At 61.0% G+C, this 21,075-nt stretch carries 16 protein-coding genes; 4 read left to right on the top strand and 12 right to left on the bottom strand.

Going from position 1 to position 21,075, the window contains the following annotated elements:
• Window positions 1–81 precede the first annotated feature (81 nt).
• The 3 genes from OC71_RS07630 to OC71_RS07620 all read right to left on the bottom strand — a co-directional run bounded on the left by OC71_RS07630 (window position 82) and on the right by OC71_RS07620 (window position 2,754).
• Window positions 82–975, bottom strand: a complete 894-nt coding sequence (locus OC71_RS07630) for an NAD-dependent epimerase/dehydratase family protein (protein ID WP_041066665.1) — start codon at window positions 973–975, stop codon at window positions 82–84.
• A 103-nt stretch (window positions 976–1,078) separates the two neighbouring features.
• A complete protein-coding gene (locus OC71_RS07625; RefSeq protein ID WP_041066663.1) occupies window positions 1,079–1,990 on the bottom strand; it encodes a LysR family transcriptional regulator in 912 nt (303 codons plus the stop codon).
• Between the two features lie 173 nt (window positions 1,991–2,163).
• Complete coding sequence (locus tag OC71_RS07620; RefSeq protein WP_041066661.1) at window positions 2,164–2,754, bottom strand: NAD(P)H-dependent oxidoreductase; 591 nt, start codon at window positions 2,752–2,754, stop codon at window positions 2,164–2,166.
• A gap of 182 nt (window positions 2,755–2,936) precedes the next feature.
• Here OC71_RS07620 and OC71_RS07615 point away from each other — a divergent pair, with 182 nt between their 5' ends.
• Window positions 2,937–3,251, top strand: a complete 315-nt coding sequence (locus OC71_RS07615; RefSeq protein ID WP_041066659.1) for a putative quinol monooxygenase — start codon at window positions 2,937–2,939, stop codon at window positions 3,249–3,251.
• On the opposite strand, the gene OC71_RS07610 is transcribed toward OC71_RS07615, so the two are convergent.
• Window positions 3,241–4,005 (bottom strand): sulfite exporter TauE/SafE family protein, encoded by a 765-nt coding sequence (locus tag OC71_RS07610; RefSeq protein ID WP_041066657.1) that lies wholly within the window; start codon window positions 4,003–4,005, stop codon window positions 3,241–3,243. The genes OC71_RS07615 and OC71_RS07610 overlap by 11 nt on opposite strands.
• A 234-nt stretch (window positions 4,006–4,239) precedes the next feature.
• Between OC71_RS07610 and OC71_RS07605 the strand changes: the two genes are divergently transcribed.
• Window positions 4,240–5,178: a LysR family transcriptional regulator gene (locus OC71_RS07605; protein ID WP_041066655.1), complete on the top strand. Its 939-nt coding sequence runs from the start codon at window positions 4,240–4,242 to the stop codon at window positions 5,176–5,178.
• 34 nt (window positions 5,179–5,212) lie between these two features.
• Complete coding sequence (locus tag OC71_RS07600; protein ID WP_003221437.1) at window positions 5,213–5,563, top strand: cupin domain-containing protein; 351 nt, start codon at window positions 5,213–5,215, stop codon at window positions 5,561–5,563.
• Between the two features lie 184 nt (window positions 5,564–5,747).
• On the opposite strand, the gene mmsB is transcribed toward OC71_RS07600, so the two are convergent.
• Window positions 5,748–6,635, bottom strand: a complete 888-nt coding sequence (mmsB, locus tag OC71_RS07595) for a 3-hydroxyisobutyrate dehydrogenase (protein WP_041066652.1) — start codon at window positions 6,633–6,635, stop codon at window positions 5,748–5,750.
• Between the two features lie 9 nt (window positions 6,636–6,644).
• A complete protein-coding gene (locus OC71_RS07590; protein WP_025110541.1) occupies window positions 6,645–8,171 on the bottom strand; it encodes a CoA-acylating methylmalonate-semialdehyde dehydrogenase in 1,527 nt (508 codons plus the stop codon).
• A 150-nt stretch (window positions 8,172–8,321) separates the two neighbouring features.
• Between OC71_RS07590 and OC71_RS07585 the strand changes: the two genes are divergently transcribed.
• Window positions 8,322–9,269, top strand: a complete 948-nt coding sequence (locus OC71_RS07585) for a LysR family transcriptional regulator (protein ID WP_041066648.1) — start codon at window positions 8,322–8,324, stop codon at window positions 9,267–9,269.
• On the opposite strand, the gene OC71_RS07580 is transcribed toward OC71_RS07585, so the two are convergent.
• The 6 genes from OC71_RS07580 to recC all read right to left on the bottom strand — a co-directional run bounded on the left by OC71_RS07580 (window position 9,266) and on the right by recC (window position 20,961).
• A complete protein-coding gene (locus OC71_RS07580) occupies window positions 9,266–9,721 on the bottom strand; it encodes an OmpA family protein (protein ID WP_177327905.1) in 456 nt (151 codons plus the stop codon). The genes OC71_RS07585 and OC71_RS07580 overlap by 4 nt on opposite strands.
• Window positions 9,722–9,765: 44 nt before the next feature.
• Window positions 9,766–11,034 (bottom strand): diguanylate cyclase domain-containing protein, encoded by a 1,269-nt coding sequence (locus OC71_RS07575; RefSeq protein ID WP_041066643.1) that lies wholly within the window; start codon window positions 11,032–11,034, stop codon window positions 9,766–9,768.
• Window positions 11,031–11,606, bottom strand: coding sequence for a YfiR family protein (locus tag OC71_RS07570; RefSeq protein WP_041066640.1), 576 nt, complete (start codon window positions 11,604–11,606; stop codon window positions 11,031–11,033). Before OC71_RS07570 ends, OC71_RS07575 begins: the two co-directional genes overlap by 4 nt.
• Window positions 11,607–11,726: 120 nt before the next feature.
• Window positions 11,727–13,826: an exodeoxyribonuclease V subunit alpha gene (gene recD, locus OC71_RS07565; protein ID WP_041066638.1), complete on the bottom strand. Its 2,100-nt coding sequence runs from the start codon at window positions 13,824–13,826 to the stop codon at window positions 11,727–11,729.
• A complete protein-coding gene (gene recB / locus OC71_RS07560; protein ID WP_041066634.1) occupies window positions 13,823–17,512 on the bottom strand; it encodes an exodeoxyribonuclease V subunit beta in 3,690 nt (1,229 codons plus the stop codon). Before recB ends, recD begins: the two co-directional genes overlap by 4 nt.
• Window positions 17,509–20,961: an exodeoxyribonuclease V subunit gamma gene (gene recC / locus OC71_RS07555; RefSeq protein ID WP_041066629.1), complete on the bottom strand. Its 3,453-nt coding sequence runs from the start codon at window positions 20,959–20,961 to the stop codon at window positions 17,509–17,511. The genes recB and recC overlap by 4 nt, the downstream gene beginning before the upstream one ends.
• Between the last annotated feature and the right edge of the window lie 114 nt (window positions 20,962–21,075).

Below are 21,075 nucleotides of genomic sequence, written 5' to 3'. Positions count from 1 at the left end.
ATATTTGCTGACGGGTGAACCGCTATCGCTGGCAAGCCAGCTCCCACAGGTTCGGTGGTGTCTGGATGGCTGGAGTACGATTCACACCATCTCGTTACGAATCCACTCCACCACCGACGTACGCTTTGGCGCCCAGCCCAGCCGTTCACGAGCGTGTTTGCCGCGTACGCGGCTGTTGGAGCCGAGCCCGTAGTTGGCCATTTCGTAGCCCCATTCGGCTTCGGCGTCTTGCAGTGGCCAGTCTTGTGGCTGGCCCAGATTCAACGCCTGCGCCATGGCAGTGGTCATGTCGATGAACGAGGCTTCACCGCTTTCGACGAAGTAGAAGGTGCCGGGCACGTTCCGGGTCAGCGCCAGCCGGTACAGTGCGACGACGTCTTCGATGTGCACGTTGGACCAGATGTTCTGGCCAGTGCCGACATGCCGCACCACGCCACTTTTACGTGCTTGTTTGAGCAGACGCGGCAACTGCACGCTGTCGCGATTGACGCCCAGGCTGTGGCCGTAGATCAGGGTGTTGCAGATCACTGCCGAGTTCACGCCGTCCTGTGCGGCGGCGAGGATCAGGTTGTCGATCGCCACGCGGGCCGCCTTGTCAACGGTGGGTTCCGGCAGGTTGTCTTCATAGTAGATGACGTCACTGGATTTGCCGCCCGAGGCATCGCCGACGATGCTCGAACCGCTGGTGTGCAGGAACACTTTGTGCGAACCGCGCAGGGCGTCGAGCAAGGCTTCGACCGCGCCGCGATGGTCACTGCTGGCGGCATTGATCACCGCATCGGCGGCGCGGGCCTGATCGGCCAGTAATGTACTGTCTTCGAGGGTGCCGATCACCGGGGTGATGCCCAAAGCTTTCAGCTCATCGGCCTGCTCGGCGCTGCGCACCAGGCCCGTGACAGAGTGCCCGGCCTGGACCAGACCGGTGGCGATGGAACCGCCGATAAAACCGGCGGCGCCGGTGATGAATACGTTCATGGAGAAACTCCCTGCGTGAATAAGTGATGCAACGAGTATCGACCGGTCACCCCGATGGAAAAACCCGCCCTCGCCCAATTCACTCTTGCGCAGGGATCACGAATCAGCCCTTGAAATCAGCACTGGCGTACGCCGCGAGTTTGCTCTGGATGAAATCGAGGAAGCACTGGATGCGCAGCGCCAGTTGCGAGTTCCGGTAGTACACCGCGTTGATCGGCTGGCGATAACCGCTGTTGAACTCCGCCAGCAACACCTTGAGGCGTCCGGCGCGAATGTCGTCGATGGTCATGAAGTGCGACAGGCAGGCAATGCCCTGCCCCTCCAGCGCGAGATGGCGCACGGTCTCACCGCTGGAGGCGCTGATGGCCGGAGTGATCGGCCAACGGTCACCGTGCACGTAACGCAGCGGCCACTGATTGAGGCCTTCGTTGTGGGTGAAACCGAGCAGGGCGTGGTCACTCAAGTCGGCGACCTGCTGCGGCGCGCCGTGCTGCTCCAGATACGCCGGACTGGCGACGATCAGCAGCGGACTGCAACCGAGCGAACGCGCATGCAACGTGGAGTCAGCAAGAGTGCCGATGCGGATCGCGACGTCGGTGCTTTGTTCCAGCAAGTCAATGATCAGGTCATTGCTGTTGAGTTCGAGCTGGATGTCCGGGTACAACCTGCGGAACTCGTCGATGTAGGGCACGATGGCGTGCAGCATGAACGGCGACGCAGCGTTGATCCGCAGACGCCCGGACGGGGTTTGCTGGCGTGAAGACAGACGCTCTTCGAGCGCATCCATCTGATCGAGAATCAGCTTGGCCTGTTCGAAGAAATACTTGCCCTCCTCGGTCAGGTCCATGCGCCGCGTGGTGCGGTTGATCAGCGTGGTGTCGAGCTTGGCTTCGAGCCGCGACAACGTGCGGCTGACCGCCGACGGCGTCTGCCCGACCTGTTCGGCGGCGGCGGAAATCGAACCGCACTCGATCACGCAGACGAAAATCTGCAATTCATCGGATCTGGCTTTCACGGAAACTCTCTAATCGAATGCGTACTCATTGTGGCGAGGGAGCTTGCTCCCGCTGGAGTGCGAAGCGCTCCCCTGCGGTTCAGGTAAAAGCGAGGGCCGCTGCGCAGCCCAGCGGGAGCAAGCTCCCTCGCCACAGGATCAGGCCAAGCCATTCGATAGTAGCCTGAAATCCATCAAGCCTTGAGAGCAAACACCTGTTTCAGATGCTGCTCATACCGCGCCACATCATTCTCGATGTTCGGCCGCTTCATCACATCGACACAGAGAAACGTCGGCAACCCGCTCATGCCCAAAAACTCGTTGGCCTTGTGGAACGGGAAATACACCGCGTCGACACCTTTGGCTTCGAAGAAATCGCTCGGGTCGTCGAAAGCTTGCTGCGGTGCATTCCAGGTCAGCGACAGCATGTACTGCTTGCCTTGAATCAGACCGCCGCTGCCGTACTTCTGCGACGCATCGGAACGGGTCCGACCATCGCTGGCATAAAGGCTGCCATGACCTTCGGTGAAGACTTCGTCGAGGTACTTTTTCACCGTCCACGGCGCGCCCATCCACCAGCCCGGCATCTGATAAATGATCACATCGGCCCAGAGGAATTTGGCCACTTCTTCAGCGACGTCGTACCCCTCATCGATGAACGTGGTTTTGACATCCAGGCCACCACGATCCAGCACGCTCAGTGCAGTTTCGTGCAGGGTGGCGTTGTAACGACCGTCGGAATGGGCGAATTTCTTGCCGCCATTGAGCAACAACACTTTTTTCATCAGAACGCCTCGCGCAGCCATTGGGCTGGAGAAAGATGGGAAAACGAATGGCGGCAGGTTAACCATCCATCTCGCGCGGAATAAGCCGCGTCGACGCAAAATACATTTGATCAAAAAGCACGAATGTAACGCAGATTGTTGCAATAGCATTGGCAGCCATCTGCATTTGAGGAGTTGATCTGATGAGTGAGCGCCACGGTTTCATCCTGCACGCCAAGACCCGCCCGGAGAAAGCCGAGGCCTTCGAAGCGCTGTTTCGCGCCTATGTCGAGCCGAGCCGCGCCGAGCCGGGCTGCATTGAGTACCACATGCTGCGCGACCAGGAAGACCCGACGCTATTCATCTTCTACGAGATCTGGGAAAGCCAGGCGCACCTGGACGTGCACTCGAACCTGCCGCACATGCGCGAGTTTTTCGACAACCGCATGACGTACCTGGAGCGCGATTTCGATATCCGTCGGATCGAAATGCTCAGCGCTTCTTCGGCTAGCCGCTGATCAGCAAATGGGCGCCGAGTGCGCCCAGTCCGATAAAGAACACGCGCCTGAACAGCACGGCGCTGATGCGCTGCCGCAGCCATTGGCCAAACCCCATGCCCAGCATCGCCGGGATCAGCACCAGCAGCGAGGCAGTCAACTCGCCACTGCCCAGTGCATCGCGCCAGAACAGGCCGCCGGCCAGCGCCAGGGTCGAGACGGTGAACGACAGGCCCAGCGCCTGCACCAGTTCATCACGCTGCAAACCCAGCGCCTGCAGGTACGGCACCGCCGGTATCACGAACACGCCGGTGGCCGAAGTGATGACTCCGGTGATCAGCCCGCACAGCGGGCCGAGCCACGGCTCATGCCGGGGATTGACCTGCAGGGTCGGCAGCAGCAACCCGCTCAACGCATACAGCAGCAACGCCGCGCCCAAGCCGCGCACCACCCAATGCCCGCCCGCCATGCCGATCGACAACGTGCCGACGGCGGTCCCGAGGAAGATCATCAGCAGCAGCGGCCACAGGCGTTTGATCAGCCCTTTCAGATGCCCGCCAAAGGCCAGTTGCCAAACGTTGGTCAGTGTCGCCGGAATGATCAGCAATGCGGCTGCCTGTGCTGGGGCCATAGCCAGACCCAGCAGCCCCATTGCGACAGTGGGCAAGCCGAGACCGATTACCCCTTTGACCAGACCGGCCATGATAAAGGTGGCGATGACCAGCAGCGATAGGCCCAGGCCGAGGTTTTGATAGAAGTCTGCGAGTGCGTTCATGGCGCTACTGTGCGCCTTGGTGGGTGTGCTGAAAATCTGCCATATACTGAGGCTGCCTCTTTCGATACAAGAGGCTGAAGACTTGATGGAAACTTCCGGCCTCATCGCTGGCAAGCCAGCTCCCACAAGTTTCAGTGTCGATCACAGATTCTGTGCACAACACACATCCTGTGGGAGTTGGCTTGCCAGCGATAGGGCCCGCCCAGAAACCACGAAGACCAGAGGCTTCCCCCCATGCACTTCGACCTCACCGACCTGCGCCTCTACCTGCACATCCTCGACAGCGGCAACATCACCGCCGGCGCCGCCCGCAGTCATCTGTCGCTGGCCGCCGCCAGTGCGCGCATCCGGGCCATGGAGGCTTCGCTCGGCACCGAGTTCCTGCAGCGCGGGCGCCGTGGCGTGAGCCCGACGCCGGCCGGCAAGGCGCTGGCGCAACATGCGCGCGTCCTCCTGCAACAGTCCGAACGCATGCAGCAGGATCTGGCCGATTACGCCCAAGGCGTCAAAGGCCAGGTACGGTTGCTGTGCAACACCACCGCGATCACTGAATACCTGCCGGAAGTGCTGGCGGACTTTTTGTGCGAGCATCCCAACCTCGACATCGATCTGCAGGAATTGCCCAGCGCGCGCATCACTCATGCCTTGCGCCAAGGCGCGGCGGACCTGGGGATTGTGTCCGACGCCGTCGATACCACCGACCTGCAGACCCTGCCATTTCGTGCCGATCCGCTGGTGCTGATTCTCCCCCTCGACCACCCATTGTCTGACGCTGCCGAAAGCCGTTTCAGCGACGCTCTGCAGCATGACTTTGTCGGACTGCGCGCCGACAGTGCGCTGGCGGTGTATCTGGAAGAACAAGCGCTGCACAGCGGCTCGCGGATGCAGATCCGCATCCGCGCCGACGGATTCGACGGGGTGCTACGCATGGTCGCCCGAGGTGCCGGGCTGGCAATTGTGCCGCTGGCCGCTGTCGAGCGAAGCGCATTGCGGTCATTCAAATGGGTTGCGCTCAATGAAACGTGGGCACGCCGCACGCTCATGTTGTGCGCCCGAGACTTCGCTACGTTGCCGAATTACGCCCGCGCGTTGTTACACGCGCTCACTGATCCGCGCGTTTCTGAGCAGTTCGATGTCGAGCACAGACAACTGAACGGCGAGCAGGCGCTATAGGGTTCGACTTCAAATCCCTCTGCCCGGAGTTCCCATGACCGCGACCGCCCCCATCACCGTTCTGCGCGACACCCACCCGCTGCCGGTACTCGATGCCTGCAAATGGGAAAAACTCGAAGGTGACCCGCACACCGTCAACCTCAACGCCTACACCAGCGAAGACGGCAGCAAGATCATGGGCACCTGGATCTGCACCCCGGGCAAGTGGCGGGTCGACTACGTGAAGTGGGAGTACTGCCACTTCCAGGAAGGCTATTGCATCATCACCCCGGACGGCATGGCGCCGATTCACCTGCGTGCCGGCGACATCTTCGTGGTTGAGCCGGGGATGAAAGGCACCTGGGAAGTGGTCGAGACCGTGCGCAAATATTTCGTTTTCGCCTGATGCAAAAAAGCCGGGAAACCGCCTGTGGCGAGGGAGCTTGCTCCCGTTCGGCTGCGCAGCAGTCGTAAATTCAGTCAATGCGGTTTTTATGAAGAACCGCATTGACCGGGTTTGGGTCTGCGATGCAGACCAGCGGGAGCAAGCTCCCTCGCCACAGAAGCTCACCCCACCATTTGATGCGTGGTTACTGCGGCTTGCGATAGCTGTTGATGATCGCCGAGAAGTCCTTGCCGCCCTCCCCGCGCTGGCTCATCGCCTGATACAACTGCTGCGCCACCGCGCCGAGTACCACCGGTTGATGCGCCTGACGCGCCGCTTCGGTGGCCAGCCCCAGATCCTTGAGCATCAGCTCGGCACCGAAACCACCGGTATAACCACGCGAGGCCGGCGCCGTTTCGACGATGCCCGGCCACGGGTTGTACATTTCCGAACTCCAGCAACGCCCGGTGGAGCTGTTGATGATCCCGGCCAGCACCGAGGTGTCGATCCCCAGTGCATCGCCCAGCGCCATGGCTTCGCTGACGCCGACCATCGAAATCGCCAGCAGCAGGTTGTTGCAGATCTTGGCGATTTGCCCGGTGCCGACTTCACCGCAATGCACGATGTTGCGGCCCATCTGCGCCAGCACCGGTTGCAGGGTGGCGAACAGTTCCGGGGTGGCGCCGACCATGAAGGTCAGCGTGCCAGCGGTCGCGCCACCGGTGCCGCCGGAGACCGGTGCATCGGCCATGGCCACGCCTTGTTTGGCGGCAGCGGCGGCCACATCGCGGGCGGTCTGCGGATCAATGGTGCTGCAATCCACCGCCGGCACCCCTTTGCCGATACCGGCCAGCACACCGTCCTCACCGAGCCAGACGCTACGCACATGCACCGCCGCCGGGAGCATGGTGATCACCAGCTCGGCGTCTTGCGCCGCTTCACGGGCCGAGGCGCGGATGGTGCCGCCCAGTTGCTCCAGTTCCGCCAGCACGGTTTTGTTCAGGTCCACCAGGTTCAGCGAATGGCCGGCCTTGATCAGGTTGCGCGCCATCGGCGCGCCCATGTTGCCCAGACCGATAAATGCGATTTTCATGACCAGTCCTCAGCGCAGGTTGATGGTGGTGTTCACGCCGTCGTTGACGCTGTCGTCATCGAACCAGCGCGCCGTGACCGTTTTGGTCTGGGTGTAGAACTGCACCACTTGCTTGCCGTACGGGCCGAGGTCGCCGAGTTTCGAGCCACGGGAACCGGTGAAGCTGAAGAACGGCACCGGCACCGGAATCGGGATGTTGATGCCGACCTGGCCGACGTCGATTTCACTCTGAAATTTACGCGCCGCCGCACCGCTCTGGGTGAACAGGCCCGTGCCGTTGCCGAACGGGTTGGCGTTGACCAGCGCAATGGCCTGATCAAGGGTGTCGACTTCCAGCACCACCAGCACCGGCCCGAAGATTTCCTGGGTGTAGATCTGCATGTCGGTGGTCACGCCCGAGAACAGGGTCGGGCCGACGAAGTTGCCTTGCTCGTAGCCGGGCACCTTGATGTCGCGACCATCGAGCTCAAGCTTGGCGCCTTCCTTGATGCCGCTCTCGATCAGATCGAGAATCCGCGCCTTGGCTTTCTTCGAGATCACCGGGCCGACATCGGTGCCCGCCTCGCTGCCGGCGTTGACCTTGAGTTTCTGCGCCAGCGCTTTCAGGTCCGGCAGCCATTGTTTCGCGGCACCGACCAGCACCACCACCGAAGTGGCCATGCAACGCTGCCCGGCGGCACCGAAACCGGCGCCGACCAGCGCATTAAGCGCTTGCTCGCGATTGGCGTCCGGCAGCACCACGGCGTGGTTCTTCGCGCCCATCATCGATTGCACGCGTTTGCCGTGCTTGCCGGCCAGGTCGTAAACGTGCGTACCGACCGCGGTCGAACCGACGAACGACACCGCTTTGATGTCCTTGTGGGTGCACAGGCCATCAACCACGTCCTTGCCACCGTGCACCACGTTGAGCACGCCCGCCGGAACGCCGGCCTCGATAGCCAGTTCCACCAGGAGCATGGTCGACAGCGGATCCTGCTCGGAAGGCTTCAAGACGAAGGTGTTGCCGCAGGCGATGGCCATCGGGAACATCCACAGCGGAATCATCGCCGGGAAGTTGAACGGGGTGATGCCGGCGCACACGCCGATTGGCTGGCGCAGGGTGTAGGTATCGACGCCGCCGGCCACGTTTTCGGCGAACTCGCCCATTTGCAGGGTGCCGATGGAACAGGCGTGTTCGACCACTTCCAGGCCACGGAAAATATCGCCCTCGGCGTCGGCAATAGTCTTGCCCTGCTCGGCGCTCAGCACTACGGCGATGCGCTTGGAGTGCTCGCGGATCAGTGCCTGCAGCTTGAGCATGATGCGCATGCGCGCGCCGATCGGGGTCAGTTTCCAGGTCTGGAACGCGCGGTGCGCGGCACTGATGGCGGCATCGACTTCAGCGGCGGTGGCAAACGGCACTTTGGCCAGCACTTGCTGGGTCGCCGGGTTGACGATGTCGTGCCACTCGGTGGTCTGCGATTCGACCCACTCGCCGTCGATCAGCAGCTTGACCTTCTGGACCGTGGTTTCGTTGGGCGTAAGCGATGCGTTCATGCTGGTCTCCGAAACTTGTTTTTATCGTAGGAGCCAAGGCGAAAGGGTTCGCCTTGAGATGAGGCGTGTGTCACGAATTGGTTGTCGGACTGTTTTTGGAGTATAGATGTGCAAACTTCTAATAAGAACGCACATATAAGCCCGTCCATCATGCAAAAAAACATCACCTCCCTGGGGTCGCTGAACTGGGACGACCTGAAGTTTTTCCTCGAAGTCGCCCGTACCCGCAAGGCCAGCACCGCGGCCAAACGGCTCGCCGTCGACTACACCACCGTGTCGCGGCGCATCAGTTCGCTGGAAGCGGCATTGGGTACGTTGCTGTTCGAAAAATCGCGCACCAGCGGTTTTGTCCTGACCACTGAAGGCCAGCGTTTGCTGGGCTATGCCGAGTCGATTGAAAGCACGTTGCACATGGCTTGCGAGCAGGTCTCGGGCTCTGGTGTGGCACTTTCCGGGCATGTACGCATGGGTTGCACCGAAGGTTTCGGCAGCTTTTTCATCACCCCACAGCTGAGCCATTTCGTCGACGCTTACCCGGCAATCTCGGTAGACATCCTGCCGCTGCCGCACTTCATCAGCCTGTCCAAACGCGAAGCCGATATCGTCATCGCACTGGAGCGCCCGGAACACGGCCCGTATGTGTGCTGCAAACTCTGCGACTACCGCTTGCAGCTGTACGCGACCCAGGACTACCTCGACCAACACCCACCGATCCGCCGCCCGGCCGATTTGGGCAAGCATCAATTCATCAGTTATGTGGATGACCTGGCGTTCAGCTCGGAGCTGCTGTACCTGGCGAACGTGCTGCCCGGCGCCAGCGCGAACCTGCGCAGCACCAGCGTGATCGCGCAGTTCGTCGCAGCGCAGCAAGGGCGTTCACTGGCCATTCTGCCGTGCTTCCTCGCGGCGCAGGATCCGCGCCTGCTGCCGGTGCTGCCCGAAGAAATCGACATCACCCGGCAGTTCTGGATGTACTGCCGGGAGGACTTGCGCAAGTTGAAGCGGATCACCCTTCTGTGGGATTACATCCGTGAGGTGACCGAGCGCAATCAGGGTCTGCTGATGGGGCAGACTCGCGAGATGCAGTTCGCCGATTAATCGGCGCTGACCACAATCGACACCCGGCGATTCTCGGTGCGTCCGGCGGCAGTACTGTTGGACGCCACCGGCTCGCTGCTGCCCAGGCCGCGCAACTGGATATTCTCTTCCTTCATGCCGACGGTGGTCAGCACTTTGGCCACACTCTTGGCCCGGCGCAGCGACAATTGCTGGTTATAGGTCTCTTTGCCCGAGGCGTCGGTATGACCGTCGACCCGTACGCGTTCAATACCGACCCCCACCAGCGCCTTGCCGATGCGTTCGACGATTTCGGTGCTTTGCGCGTTCAGGCTTTCGATATCGCTGCCAAACAGCACTTTGCCTGACAGGCCAAACTCCCAGCCTTCGTCGGTTGCCTCGAAGCCTTGTTGTTTGAGGACGGCGATCTGCGCCGGGGTCAGGCCTTTTTGTGGTGCGGTCTGGCAGCCGGTCAGCGCCAGTACGGTGATCATCAGCAAGGCGGAAAACAATCGAGCGGGAAGTGTGAACACGGGAATCAGCTCCTGGTTTGCAGATTGACAACCGGGCTCTCCGACCCGGCAGTGAATTGAGCACCACGTGACAGGCGTTTGGCCTGATACATCGCGGCGTCGGCGGCGTTGAGCAAGGCACCTGGCGTGGCGCCATGATCGGGGAAAACCGCAATGCCGATACTGAGCGACGTCACCACACTGGTGTCGCCCGGCAGCGCGATGGGCATGTCCATGCTGTCGAGAATCTTGTCAGCAATGCGCTCGGCATCTTCGACCTTGTGCAGCGGCGCGAGCAGCACGGCAAACTCATCGCCGCCGAGCCGCGCCACCAGATCCTCTTCACGCAGCTGCGCGCGGACCCGATTGGCGACCGCCACCAGCACGGCATCGCCGGCGGCGTGGCCGAAGTTGTCGTTGATGCCTTTGAAACGGTCACTGTCGAGAAACAACACCGCTACCCGCTCGTTGAGTTTGCCGGCATTACGCAGGGCACGAATCAATCGGCCCTCGAAAAACGCCCGGTTCGGCAAGCCGGTGAGGCTGTCGTGGCTGGCCTGGTGGGCGAGGGTCTCGTTCTCGCTCTGCAGGTGGGTTTGCCAGGATTCGAGTTCGTCGAGCAAAGCATTGAAGTCGTTGCCCAGATTATCCAGTTCGGCAATCTGCGCCGGCGGTACCCGCCGATCCAGCGCGCGCTCGCTGCGCGCGGCGTGGGCCACCGCGGCGAGGCTACGCAGTGGTCCGGTAATACCGCGTAATTGTCGACGCGCGAGATAGAGCGCGACCCAGGCACTGATGGCGGTACACAGGATGATCCCTGCCAGACCGCTCAGCAAAAAGCGCATGAGACTGCCGCCATGACCGACCAGCAGAATGTGACCGATTTCGCGCTCCTGATGCTCAATCGGCAGCCTGACCGGCTTTTCCAGAACGGTACGCGTGATCTGCATTTCCAATTCGGTGAACAAGCCGTTCTCCGGCCGCTGCCAACGCGCCAGCACCTGACCTTGCGCATCGAACACCTGCGCGTCCGCCACCTCTTCGGTGGACGCAATCAAGGCCAGCGCTTCAGTCGCGGCGGCCTTGTCGTTGAACACTACCGCCGCTTCCACGGTGTAGCTGATCGAGCGCGCAATGAGCTGCAAGTTGTGATCGGCGTACACCCGCAGCGCGAGAACGCCCAGCAGGGTCAGCGATACGCTGGCCATCGTCACGGCTACCAGCGCCACAATCAAATGGCCACGGCCAATGACCGATCCCAGCGTCGGGCGGCTTCCAGAACGGAACAGTTTCATGGCGCCGCCGGTTTGCGACGCGACAATTGCAGTACGCTCGGGTGGATGCGTACACCGCTGCGCGCGACAGAGTCGAGGTTGACCTCGAAGGACACCTGTTCATCGCCGACGCGCAAGCAGAACAGGCTGCCGACCGTGCACTGATCGCCCCCTTCGCTGATGCTCAACACCGGGTGACCGATCAATGAAGCAAACAGCCGACTGCGCTCATCCGCCGTGAGTTTGCCGATATACACCGCATCGCATTCGCTGACGATCGCCGGGTTGTCGGCCAGCAGTCGGCGTACGACGACCGGCCGACCAGTGGCCTGCGTGGTGCCTTTGACCAGGTCGTCGGTGTATTCAGTGGGGCCGACGATGCACAGGCGCAATTGCGCAGGTTCAACCGGCCAGCGTGCATAGCTGAGAATGCCGAGCACGACCTGCGTCACCGCTTGGGCGCGTTGCTCGGCCATGCCCGCCGACGTTTGTGGCTGCGCGATGGCAGCGCCCGCCAGCAAACAGAGCAGACCGACAAGCAATGCGTGCTTGCAGCGAACCACGCGCTCTGTCGCCCAGACAGCCACCTTCATGCAGGGATTCTCTTGGATCGTACCGAAATGATGCCGCAACGATAGCACAGCGAAGTAACACCAGCGAGACAGCGTCTTCTGACCCGCCGGTCAGTAATCGGTATCAGACTTCAGGTTATTTCATTCCCGAGCCTCTGCGCCTTCCTCCAGTTCCAGCATCAATCCGCTCAGGCGCTTGACCTTGCGCTGCACGGCCTCTTCGAACACTCCAGGCCGGGGTTCGATCAAGGTGAACCAGTGCTTGGCCCGTGTAATCCCGGTGTAGATCAATTCTTTGGTCAGCACCGGATTCAAGGCATCCGGCAGGATCAGCGCGGTGTGGGCAAACTCAGAGCCCTGGGATTTGTGCACGGTCATGGCGTACACCGTTTCAACGTCGTTGAGCCGACTCGGTAGCACGAAACGTACCCCGCCCTGCCCGTCGTTTCGCGGAAAGGCAACGCGCAGTACCGGTCTGCCAGCTTCGGGGCCTTCGCGCTCGGGCAACTTGAGGGCGATGCCGATATCGCCGTTCATCAGTCCCAGACCGTAATCGTTGCGGGTCATCAGCACCGGCCGGCCTTCGTACCATTGTTGGTCATGCTCGATCAGGCGTGCCTTGAGCAGGGTTTCGGTGATCCGCAGATTCAGCCCTTCAACGCCCCAAGGTCCCTTGCGCACGGCACATAACAACTGGAAGGTGTCAAACGCCTGCAGCACCGCCCGCGCCCAGTTGACCCAGTCTGGATGCTCCAGCGGTCTGCCCGCTGGCGGGCGTTGTTCGCGCAGGATGTTCAGATAGTGGCGATAACCCTGTGGACCGTCGCCATGACCGTCGAGCAACAGGCGCTCCAGCTTGTGATCGTGTTCTCCCTTGAGCGGCAGTGAAAACACATCGTCGTAGTGACCGGCCGCCAGCAACTGGCGTGCCTCATCCGGCAACTGTTGATTGACCCGCCGCGCCAGTTGACCAATGCCGCTACCTTCACCAAAACGCCGGGAATGACGCAGCATCACCAGTTGTTGGGCCAGCGGATGAGAGCCATCGAGGTCTACGTGCAGGTCACTGCCGTGCAATGACTCTCCGCTGACCGACTCCAGCCACTGCCGGGTGTGCGGGTTATACCAGCCTGCCTCGGCATCACGGCAAAGATCGCCGAGTACCGCTCCGGCCTCCACCGAAGCGAGTTGATCCTTGTCGCCGAGCAACACCAGACGCGCATGCTTCGGCAATGCATCGAGCAGGTTAGCCATCATTTCCAGGTCGATCATGGAAGCTTCATCGACCACCAGCACATCCAGCGGCAAGCGGTTGCCAGCATGGTGACGGAAGTGACGGGTGCCGGGACGGCTGCCCAGCAAACGATGGACAGTCGTCACGTCACAAGGGATCTTCTCGCGCACGTCTTCGGTGACCGTCAGCGATTGCACTTGCTGGCTGATGGACTCGGTCAACCGCGCAGCGGCCTTGCCGGTGGGCGCTGCGAGACGAATACGCAACGGTTGACCGGCCTCGACCGCCGGCGCCTGGAGCAGCGCGAGCAAACGCACCACGGTCGTGGTTTTACCGGTTCCCGGGCCGCCGGTGATGATGCTGAACGCACCGCGAGTGGCAAGGGCACAGGCGAGTTTCTGCCAGTCGATCACGGCCCCCGGTGTTGCAGGGCCGAACAACTCATCGAGGCGTTGGGGCAAGTCATCCGGCGGCGTTTCAGGCTGAGCCAGACGTGTCCGTAACGCTGCATCGATACGCCGCTCGTAAGCCCAGTAGCGCCGCAGATACAGACGCTTGCCGGACAGCACCAACGGCCGCTGCTGCGCCGGGTCGCTGGTGTCCGCTGCCAGTGCAACCAGCGCACTGCTCGCCAGCGCCTTGCACCAATGGGCGCCATCCAGCGTTTCAAGCAACTGCGACGGCAACAGCAGGGCGCCACCCTGTACATCGCCTTCCGGAGGCAGAGAGAGGGCGAAATCCGGGGCCTTGAGGGTTTCGAACACGTCGAGGCAGACATGTCCGTGACCCAGTTGATGGCTGGTCAGTGCGGCAGCGAGCAACACCAGTGGATCGGACTGGGGTGCGAGTTCGTACAGAAAACCGATAAAGGCCTTGTCCAGCGAACGAAGCCAGCCTCGCTCGACCCAGCGCTCAAGCAAGATCAGCAGATCTGCGGCACTGGTCAGTGGCGCCAGGCTCGACGGGTTGTCGATAGCCGATGACAGATCGGCGAAGGTACGGTTCATAACAGGACTCCCTGTTCCCATGCGGGTTCGGCCTTGGGTTCCGGCTTACCCTGGAAGAGGCGATCCAGGCGTTCGATCAAGTCCCGTGGCGGCCGCGCAAAGTACACGCCGCGACTGTCTGCCCGGGTTCCCCGCAGGAATACATACAACGCACCACCGACATGCCGGTCGTAATCGTAGTCGGGCAGGCGCGCCTTCAATTGCCGATGCAAGGCCAGCAGATACAGCACGTACTGCAGGTCGTAACGGTTGTCGAGGATCGAGCGCTCCATGGCTTGCTCGGTATAGGCCGTATCGTCGACACCCAACCAGTTGGATTTGTAGTCGGCGACGTAGTAACGGCCCGCGTGCTCGAAGGTCAGGTCGATAAAGCCCTTGAACATGCCGTTGAGCTGTACTGGCTCGGCGGCTCCTCGCGCCACACCGTTGTGGGTGTACTGGCGCACCCAATCATCAAGTTTGAGGACATCAACCTTGTGACTGGCAAACCAGAACTCCATTTCAACGCGGTACTGCTTCAGTTGCTCGAGCACGACCGGAGGCTGTCCGCCACCTGCTGGCAGCGGGGACTTGAGCAAGTGCTGCAGCCAGTCACTCAAGGTGACAATCCAGCCCTGCCAGCCGCGCAGATTGCAGCGCCGGCCAATTGCGTCCTTGATCGACTCACTGGAAACGGCAAAGCCTTCATCGCCAGCCCACTCCAGCAAACCATGAAGGAAGGTTCCCGGGTTCGGACCGCGAGGAAAACGATGAATATCGGCGCCACCAACCACGAGATCTCGCGGCGCATCCGGGTCAAGGCGCTCATCGTCAAACAGCTTTTGCGCTTGCGGACTGTCCGGCGCCTCATCGCTGCCGACACTCAACACGTCACTGATGCGCAACGCACTATAGGAGGCGATCCACCAGTTCTCGCTGGCCTTGCGCTTTGGCACCAATGTGGCGCTGAGGATCGCCTCATTGCGCTCCGGCTGGTAGATCTCCTGCGTCGCTTGAGGCAACTCACTCAGACTGATAGCCGCGCAGTCCTGTTGCAGATCCTGCAGCCAACGACTCAGGCCGGTTGACTCTTCCAGCCTGGCGCCGCCACCCAGCAGATAGCCAAGCGCCGAAAGATGAAGCACTGAACTGTTGTTATTACCGCGCTTGAGGTCCGTGACACCCAGCCAGCATGCATGTTGCGCGCGAGTCAGCGCGACGTAGAGCAGACGCAAGTCCTCGGCCAGACGCTCGTCATCCGCCAGGGCGACCAATTCGGCGGTAGGCTTCAGTGTCACCTGGGCTTTGCCGGAGGCATCGTGGTAATGCAGCGGCAGGCGACTGCCATCCACCGGTTTTGCCGAACAGATGAAAGGCAGGAACACCAACGGATACTCAAGTCCCTTCGACTTGTGGATGGTCACCACCTTGACCAGTTGCTCGTCGCTCTCCAGACGTAATATCTGTTCTTCACCGGCCTGACCGGACAGTGCCAGCAACTCGGCCAGATGGCGAATCAGCGCTTGCTCGCCATCGAGTTCCGCCGCGGCCTGCTGCATCAGTTCCGACAGGTGCAGAAGGTTGGTCAGCACTCGCTCGCCGTCACTGCGAGCGATCAGGGTCTGCGGTAAATGGAAGTCGTGCAGCAAGCGTCGCAACATCGGCAGTACACCTTGCTTGCGCCACAGTTCGCGATAGCCACGAAACTGCATGACGCGGGCTTCCCAGACCAACTCGTCTTGATTCAAGCGCTCAAGTTCAGCCAGCGGCAGATTGAGGGTGATGCAGGCCAGCGCGGCCTTCAGTGAGCGCTCGACATCCGGCTCGGCGCAGGCCTTGAGCCAGGACAGCAGGTCGTGCGCTTCCTGGGCGGCAAACACCGAGTCCTTGTCCGACAGATAAACGCTGCGCACGCCACGGGCCGCGAGTTCTGTGCGTACGGCTCGGGCCTCTTTGCCGTCACGTACCAGAATCGCGATATCGGAGGGCCGCAAACCACGGAAGGCTTCTGCGTCCCGGACAAATCCCGCCGCGCCGGCTTGCCCACCGTTGAGCAATGCGGTGATTTCGCTGGCACAGGCCGCCGCCAACTGCTGGCGATAGACCGCCCCTGACAGCGGCTGGTCCGTCGACAGGTGCCAGACATTCAGTGCCGTGACATCCTGGCCGGCAATCTGCAGCCGCTCTTTGCGTCCTTGCGAATCAACGGGCTGGAACGGCACCGGGTTTTCCCCGGTTTTTTCCCGGAATAAAAACGCGCCGCGTCCCTGCTCACGGGACTCGGCGCGTTCGAATACATGATTGACCGCATTGACCATGCCATGGCTGGAGCGGAAGTTGGTGCCCAGCGTATGCAGGCGGCCGGTGGTGGCCTGACGCGCACGCAGGTAGGTATAGATATCGGCGCCACGGAACGCGTAGATCGCCTGCTTGGGGTCGCCGATCAGGAACAGGCCGGTGTCCGGACTGTTATCTTCGATGCGATAGATGCTTTCGAAGATCCGGTATTGCACCGGATCGGTGTCCTGAAACTCATCGATCAGTGCTACCGGAAACTGCTCGCGGATTACCGCAGCAAGGCGCTCGCCGCTGTCGGATTGCAACGCCGAATCCAGGCGCAACAGCATGTCATCAAAACCCATTTCCGCGCGACGACGCTTCTCTTCTTCAAAACGCGCGCCCACCCATCTCGCCGCGTGCTGCAAGACAGCGGCATCCGGGGTTGGCAGCGCGTCGAGGCTCGCCTTGAGCCCCGGCATCGCGTCGAGCCCCGGATGACTCGGTGGCTGCCCCTTCCAGGCTTCAGCCATCCCGTCAGGGGTTAGTCGGGTGAAACCGGTGCCGATGTCCAGTTGCTCCATGGACTCGTCTTGCGCCCAGGCCTTGAGTTTCTCGAACCAGGGTTCGAAGTAACGCGCCTGTATCTTGCGTCCGTCAACGGCTTTGCTCGCGACGCCCTCGTGACAGATCACTAGTAGTTCATCCGCCCACTGACGCCATGGCATCTTCAGCTCGAGCAACGCGGCACGTCGCTCCTGCAGGCACTCGTCGATCAACTCTGCGGGAGCTTTGCCGTCATCACTTTCGCGCTCACTGCCAAACAGACCGCGCACCCTTGGCAACAACGCGGCCGGCCCGCCCCAGTGGGTACGAACCCAGTTCAGCGCATCGCCCTGCATCGGATAACAGAACAGTCGCCAGTAATCGCGCAGCACTTCGCCGAGCAGGTCGCTGTGATCGGTCTCCAGGGATTGCGTAAACAGGCTGCCGCTGTCGAATGCATGTTCGCGCAACATGCGCTGGCACCAACTGTGGATGGTGGAGACGGCCGCTTCGTCCATCCATTGCGCGGCGATGTCCAGACGATTGGCGCATCCGGCCCATTGCGCCGGGTCAAATTGCTCACGCAATTCGACAATCAGGGCATCCGGCGCAGGGGTTTCTTCACGGAAAAACCGCGCGGCCTCGGCCAGCCGCGTACGGATTCGTTCACGCAGTTCTTTGGTGGCGGCATCAGTGAACGTCACCACAAGAATCTGCGGGGGCAGCAGCTCCCGGCCGAAGCCGCTCGCTTCGCCGCCGTGCCCAAGGATCAGCCGCAGATAAAGCGCCGAGATAGTAAAGGTCTTGCCGGTGCCGGCACTGGCCTCGATAAGTTGACTGCCGTGCAGCGGGAAGGCCAGTGCCAAAGGTGTCTTGGTACTCATGCGCGCGCCCCTTCGCTGGTCAGTGAACGCCAAGGCGCTTCATACAGAGGGCGATACAACGCGTCGCACCAACCGGAGAATGTTTCATCCGCCAGCAATGCATCAAAATCTGCGAATTGACGGGACAACGCAGGGTTCTCTCGGCGCTCGCCTTCAGTGGTCTGGCCGTCACCTTCATAGGCCTTGCGGGCAGCTGCCTCGGCTTTGAGCGGATCAGTCTGCGCAAGCCAGGCGAAGGCTGTCTTGACCGCGATCGGCAGCGGCTGGCGCATGCCGGCCTGCCAGGCGAGCAGAAGATCGCCAAGGAACCGAGCGGCACGATCCTTCTCCATCGGCTCGAGCAACAGCGTATCGTCACTCGACACCAACGCCGTGCTCAGCATGAGTCCGCTGGCGCAGGCCACCAGGTGGTTGACCCAGGGCTTGATCAAGCGATGCCATTTCCGACTTTTGATCGAACCGATGCTGTTGGGAATGGCCGTGACGGACAACACGCCACCGTCAGCACGCTGATGCAAACCGGCGAGCCAGCCTTCGATACGCACACCCTGCAACTCGAGATTGACCGGCAGCGCGCTGGTCAACGGAGTCGGCCATAACGCCAGAAGTTGTTGGTAACGCTGCAGCAGATCCGGTAACGGCTCGATCAACTCTCGTTGCAGGCATTCGCCAAAACCGGCCATGGGCAGTAACCCGCTGTTTTGCAAACGACGTGCCTGGTCTTCTAGCGCACGATCGACATTATCGGGCTGCCGAAGCGCGGCCTCGAGCAGGCTCTCGCTCAGTGTGTAACGTTGCAATGCGTCCAGCACGAACGGTTCTTCGTCAGCCAGGGGCGCCTCGGCGGCTTCAAAGTACACTTTGAGTCGCTGCGTGAAAAAGTGTCGGACCGGAATGCGCAGGAAATCCTGCAGAAGGGCCAGACTCAGCGGCTCCTCCTGAACATGGGGCGCGAGTAGTTCCGCCTCGCGGTGTGGCTCATGCATCTGGTGCAAAACCTGCCATTCACGGGCATAACTGAATAGTTGGTCGCCTTCATGGAAATAGCGCGAGCTGAACGGTTGCAGGGGATGCTCCTCGGTCATGGCGTGCAAGAGTTCCTGGTGCTCATCGAGCGACCGCCAGCCACTGGCGAGGTGATCGCGCAACTGGCCGATCAGCACGGAAGCAGGCCGTTCACTATTGTCTCGAATACTGCGTCCGACCCAACTGATGTACAGTTGATTTCGCGCTGACAGTAGCGCCTCGAGCAACAGATAGCGATCATCCTCACGTCGGGAACGGTCCCCGGGCCGGTAATCACTGCCCATGAGGTCAAAATCAAGTGGAGGTTGCGCTCGGGGATAATCGCCATCGTTCATTCCCAGCAAACAGACAAGCTTGAACGGGATCGCACGCATGGGCATCAGTGTGCAAAAATTTACTGCACCGGCCAGAAAGCGCTGGTACAGACGCCCCTGATCCAGCCCCGCGAGCCAGGCTTCCCGAACCACCGTCAGCGGCAACTCATCTACCAACCCCACCGATTCGCAGGTTTGCAGCCAAGTCTCGCGCAGCTCCTCAAGTTGCGTGAGCAGATAATCGTCGTGCTTATTACTGGCCTTGAAGAATAGTTGCATCAGAATCTGCAGCCGCAGGCCCCACACCTTGGGCTGAGCGGCCTCATTGAGCTCGTGATGGGCCAGCTCCAAGGCATCGAGCAGGGCAACCAGCGGCCCGATCAACGCGGCATCCAGACCGCCGATTTCATCGTAAGGCTCGATACCTGCACAGGCGTTGGAGCTGCCTACGGCGTATCCAAGCAACATCCGTCGCAGGCCGAAATGCCAGCTGTTTTGCTCAAGCTCATTTGGCAAGCCCAATCCGGCACGTTGTTCAGCGTTCATTCCCCAGCGCACACCTGCGCCTTCGATCCAGCGATGCAGAGTAGGTAAGTCGCGTTCCTGAACGCCAAAGCGGGCGCGCAATGCAGGAACGTCGAGCAGGTCAAGGATCTCGCTTACCGGGAAACGACTGTCCGGCAGTTTGAGCAGGTGCTCGACGGCAATCAGCAACGGATCGCGACCGCGCTGACCCTGGTCGGCCAAGGTAAATGGAATGAAGCGCGGATCATGCCGATCCAGTTGCCCGAACACCGCCCGAATATGGGGCGCATAACTATCGATGTCCGGCACCATCACGATTACATCGCGCGGGCGAAGGTCGGGATTGGCACTGAAGCGGGCGAGTAACTGGTCGTGAAGGATTTCCACCTCGCGCTGAGCACTGTGGGCTATATGGAAGCGGATAGACTCATCCTGCGTCAGGTCGACCGCAGGCCAGTGTTCACGCGTTTCATTGAGCGGCCGCAATTCGAGGATGTCATCCTGAAGTTGATTGAGCAGGTTCTGTGGCTGCGTCTCGCTGAACAGATCGATGCGCCCGTCACGGAATGCCGCGCGATAGCTATTGGGGTCATCGTAACTGTCCAGCAAGTTGATGTAGTCGCGCCCCTGTTTGCCCCAGGCTGCGAGCAACGGATGCGCGTGTTGGTGCAGCGCTTCCGGATCGAGTACGACCGGCATGCCGGTCTTGCGGCTTTGTCGCTTGTATTGATGGCGCAGCAGATCCTTGTCGGCAACGATATCGGCCCAGTGGTGTCGGCAAGGGTTGTGCACACACAGCAGCACCTGACTGAAACGCGCAAGTCCGGCCAATGCTTCGAGCACCTGGGCCGGCAACGAAGATATGCCAAACACGATCACCCGCGAGGGTAGCCCCGCAGGTGCGTTTTCAAGGGCATTTATGCGCTCGACAAAGCGCTGATGAACACCTGCCCGGCTCTGCGCCATGCCCTGCTCACCGACATCTTCCAGCAGAGCACGCCACAATTCGGCCTGCCAGCAAACGACCGGGGGCAGTGGCTTCACTTCACCTCGAACATTGCGCAACTGGTGCCGGCCTTCGGCCCAGTCCTCGAGCCAATCAGCCCGATACACTTGGTACTGGTCAAAGAGATCTGCCAGACGCTCTGACAGCTGGTAGCGCTTGCGTAAATCCGTGTCGTGCGTGAGGAACCTTTGTAGCGGCTCAAAATGGGGGCGATCAATAACCTGCGGCAGCAAGCGCATCAGTCGCCAGGTCAATGGGGCTTTGTCGAGCAGGGAGTTGGCGGGAATTTCGTCTCGGCCCAACACCATACGGTAAAGCTGCCACATGAAACTGCCAGGCAATTGCACATCTATGGCCGCAGCTATTCCGCATCCCCCGAGGTCGTCGTCCTCAGGGTCTTCCGCCAAAGCCAGTTTGAGCCATTGGGCGATACCGTTGCTCTGCACCAGAGCGATTTCGTTCTCCAAGGGTGCCAATGGATAGCGCCGCATGACGCTAACCACCAGGCTGCGCAGTTCGTCCAGGCTATTGCTCTGGACCACCATGAATGCAGCATTGAGGGACTGGGCGTCCGGCATAAAAGCTTCCTTGGAAAAGTACAAAGCCAGGGCAGAACCTTAGCATTGTCGGCAGGCTGTTACAGCCGGAAGGGCATACCGCGCGCTGTAGGAACTTTCCTGCGGACAAAACAA

Origin of the sequence: Pseudomonas sp. W15Feb9B, assembly GCF_000828175.1 — a bacterium.
GTDB classification, from domain to species: domain Bacteria; phylum Pseudomonadota; class Gammaproteobacteria; order Pseudomonadales; family Pseudomonadaceae; genus Aquipseudomonas; species Aquipseudomonas parakoreensis.
This window is presented reverse-complemented; position numbering and strand designations above follow the sequence as displayed.

Bases quoted from the DNA above. Each gene is read 5' to 3' on its own strand.
- OC71_RS07615 (WP_041066659.1), top strand. From the start codon at position 2,937: ATGAGTGAGCGCCACGGTTTCATCCTGCACGCCAAGACCCGCCCGGAG.
- OC71_RS07580 (WP_177327905.1), bottom strand. From the start codon at position 9,721: ATGATCACCGTACTGGCGCTGACCGGCTGCCAGACCGCACCACAAAAA.
- OC71_RS07610 (WP_041066657.1), bottom strand. From the start codon at position 4,005: ATGAACGCACTCGCAGACTTCTATCAAAACCTCGGCCTGGGCCTATCG.
- OC71_RS07605 (WP_041066655.1), top strand. From the start codon at position 4,240: ATGCACTTCGACCTCACCGACCTGCGCCTCTACCTGCACATCCTCGAC.
- OC71_RS07600 (WP_003221437.1), top strand. From the start codon at position 5,213: ATGACCGCGACCGCCCCCATCACCGTTCTGCGCGACACCCACCCGCTG.
- OC71_RS07585 (WP_041066648.1), top strand. From the start codon at position 8,322: ATGCAAAAAAACATCACCTCCCTGGGGTCGCTGAACTGGGACGACCTG.
- OC71_RS07630 (WP_041066665.1), bottom strand. From the start codon at position 975: ATGAACGTATTCATCACCGGCGCCGCCGGTTTTATCGGCGGTTCCATC.
- OC71_RS07570 (WP_041066640.1), bottom strand. From the start codon at position 11,606: ATGAAGGTGGCTGTCTGGGCGACAGAGCGCGTGGTTCGCTGCAAGCAC.
- OC71_RS07575 (WP_041066643.1), bottom strand. From the start codon at position 11,034: ATGAAACTGTTCCGTTCTGGAAGCCGCCCGACGCTGGGATCGGTCATT.
- recC (WP_041066629.1), bottom strand. From the start codon at position 20,961: ATGCCGGACGCCCAGTCCCTCAATGCTGCATTCATGGTGGTCCAGAGC.
- recD (WP_041066638.1), bottom strand. From the start codon at position 13,826: ATGAACCGTACCTTCGCCGATCTGTCATCGGCTATCGACAACCCGTCG.
- OC71_RS07590 (WP_025110541.1), bottom strand. From the start codon at position 8,171: ATGAACGCATCGCTTACGCCCAACGAAACCACGGTCCAGAAGGTCAAG.
- recB (WP_041066634.1), bottom strand. From the start codon at position 17,512: ATGAGTACCAAGACACCTTTGGCACTGGCCTTCCCGCTGCACGGCAGT.
- mmsB (WP_041066652.1), bottom strand. From the start codon at position 6,635: ATGAAAATCGCATTTATCGGTCTGGGCAACATGGGCGCGCCGATGGCG.
- OC71_RS07620 (WP_041066661.1), bottom strand. From the start codon at position 2,754: ATGAAAAAAGTGTTGTTGCTCAATGGCGGCAAGAAATTCGCCCATTCC.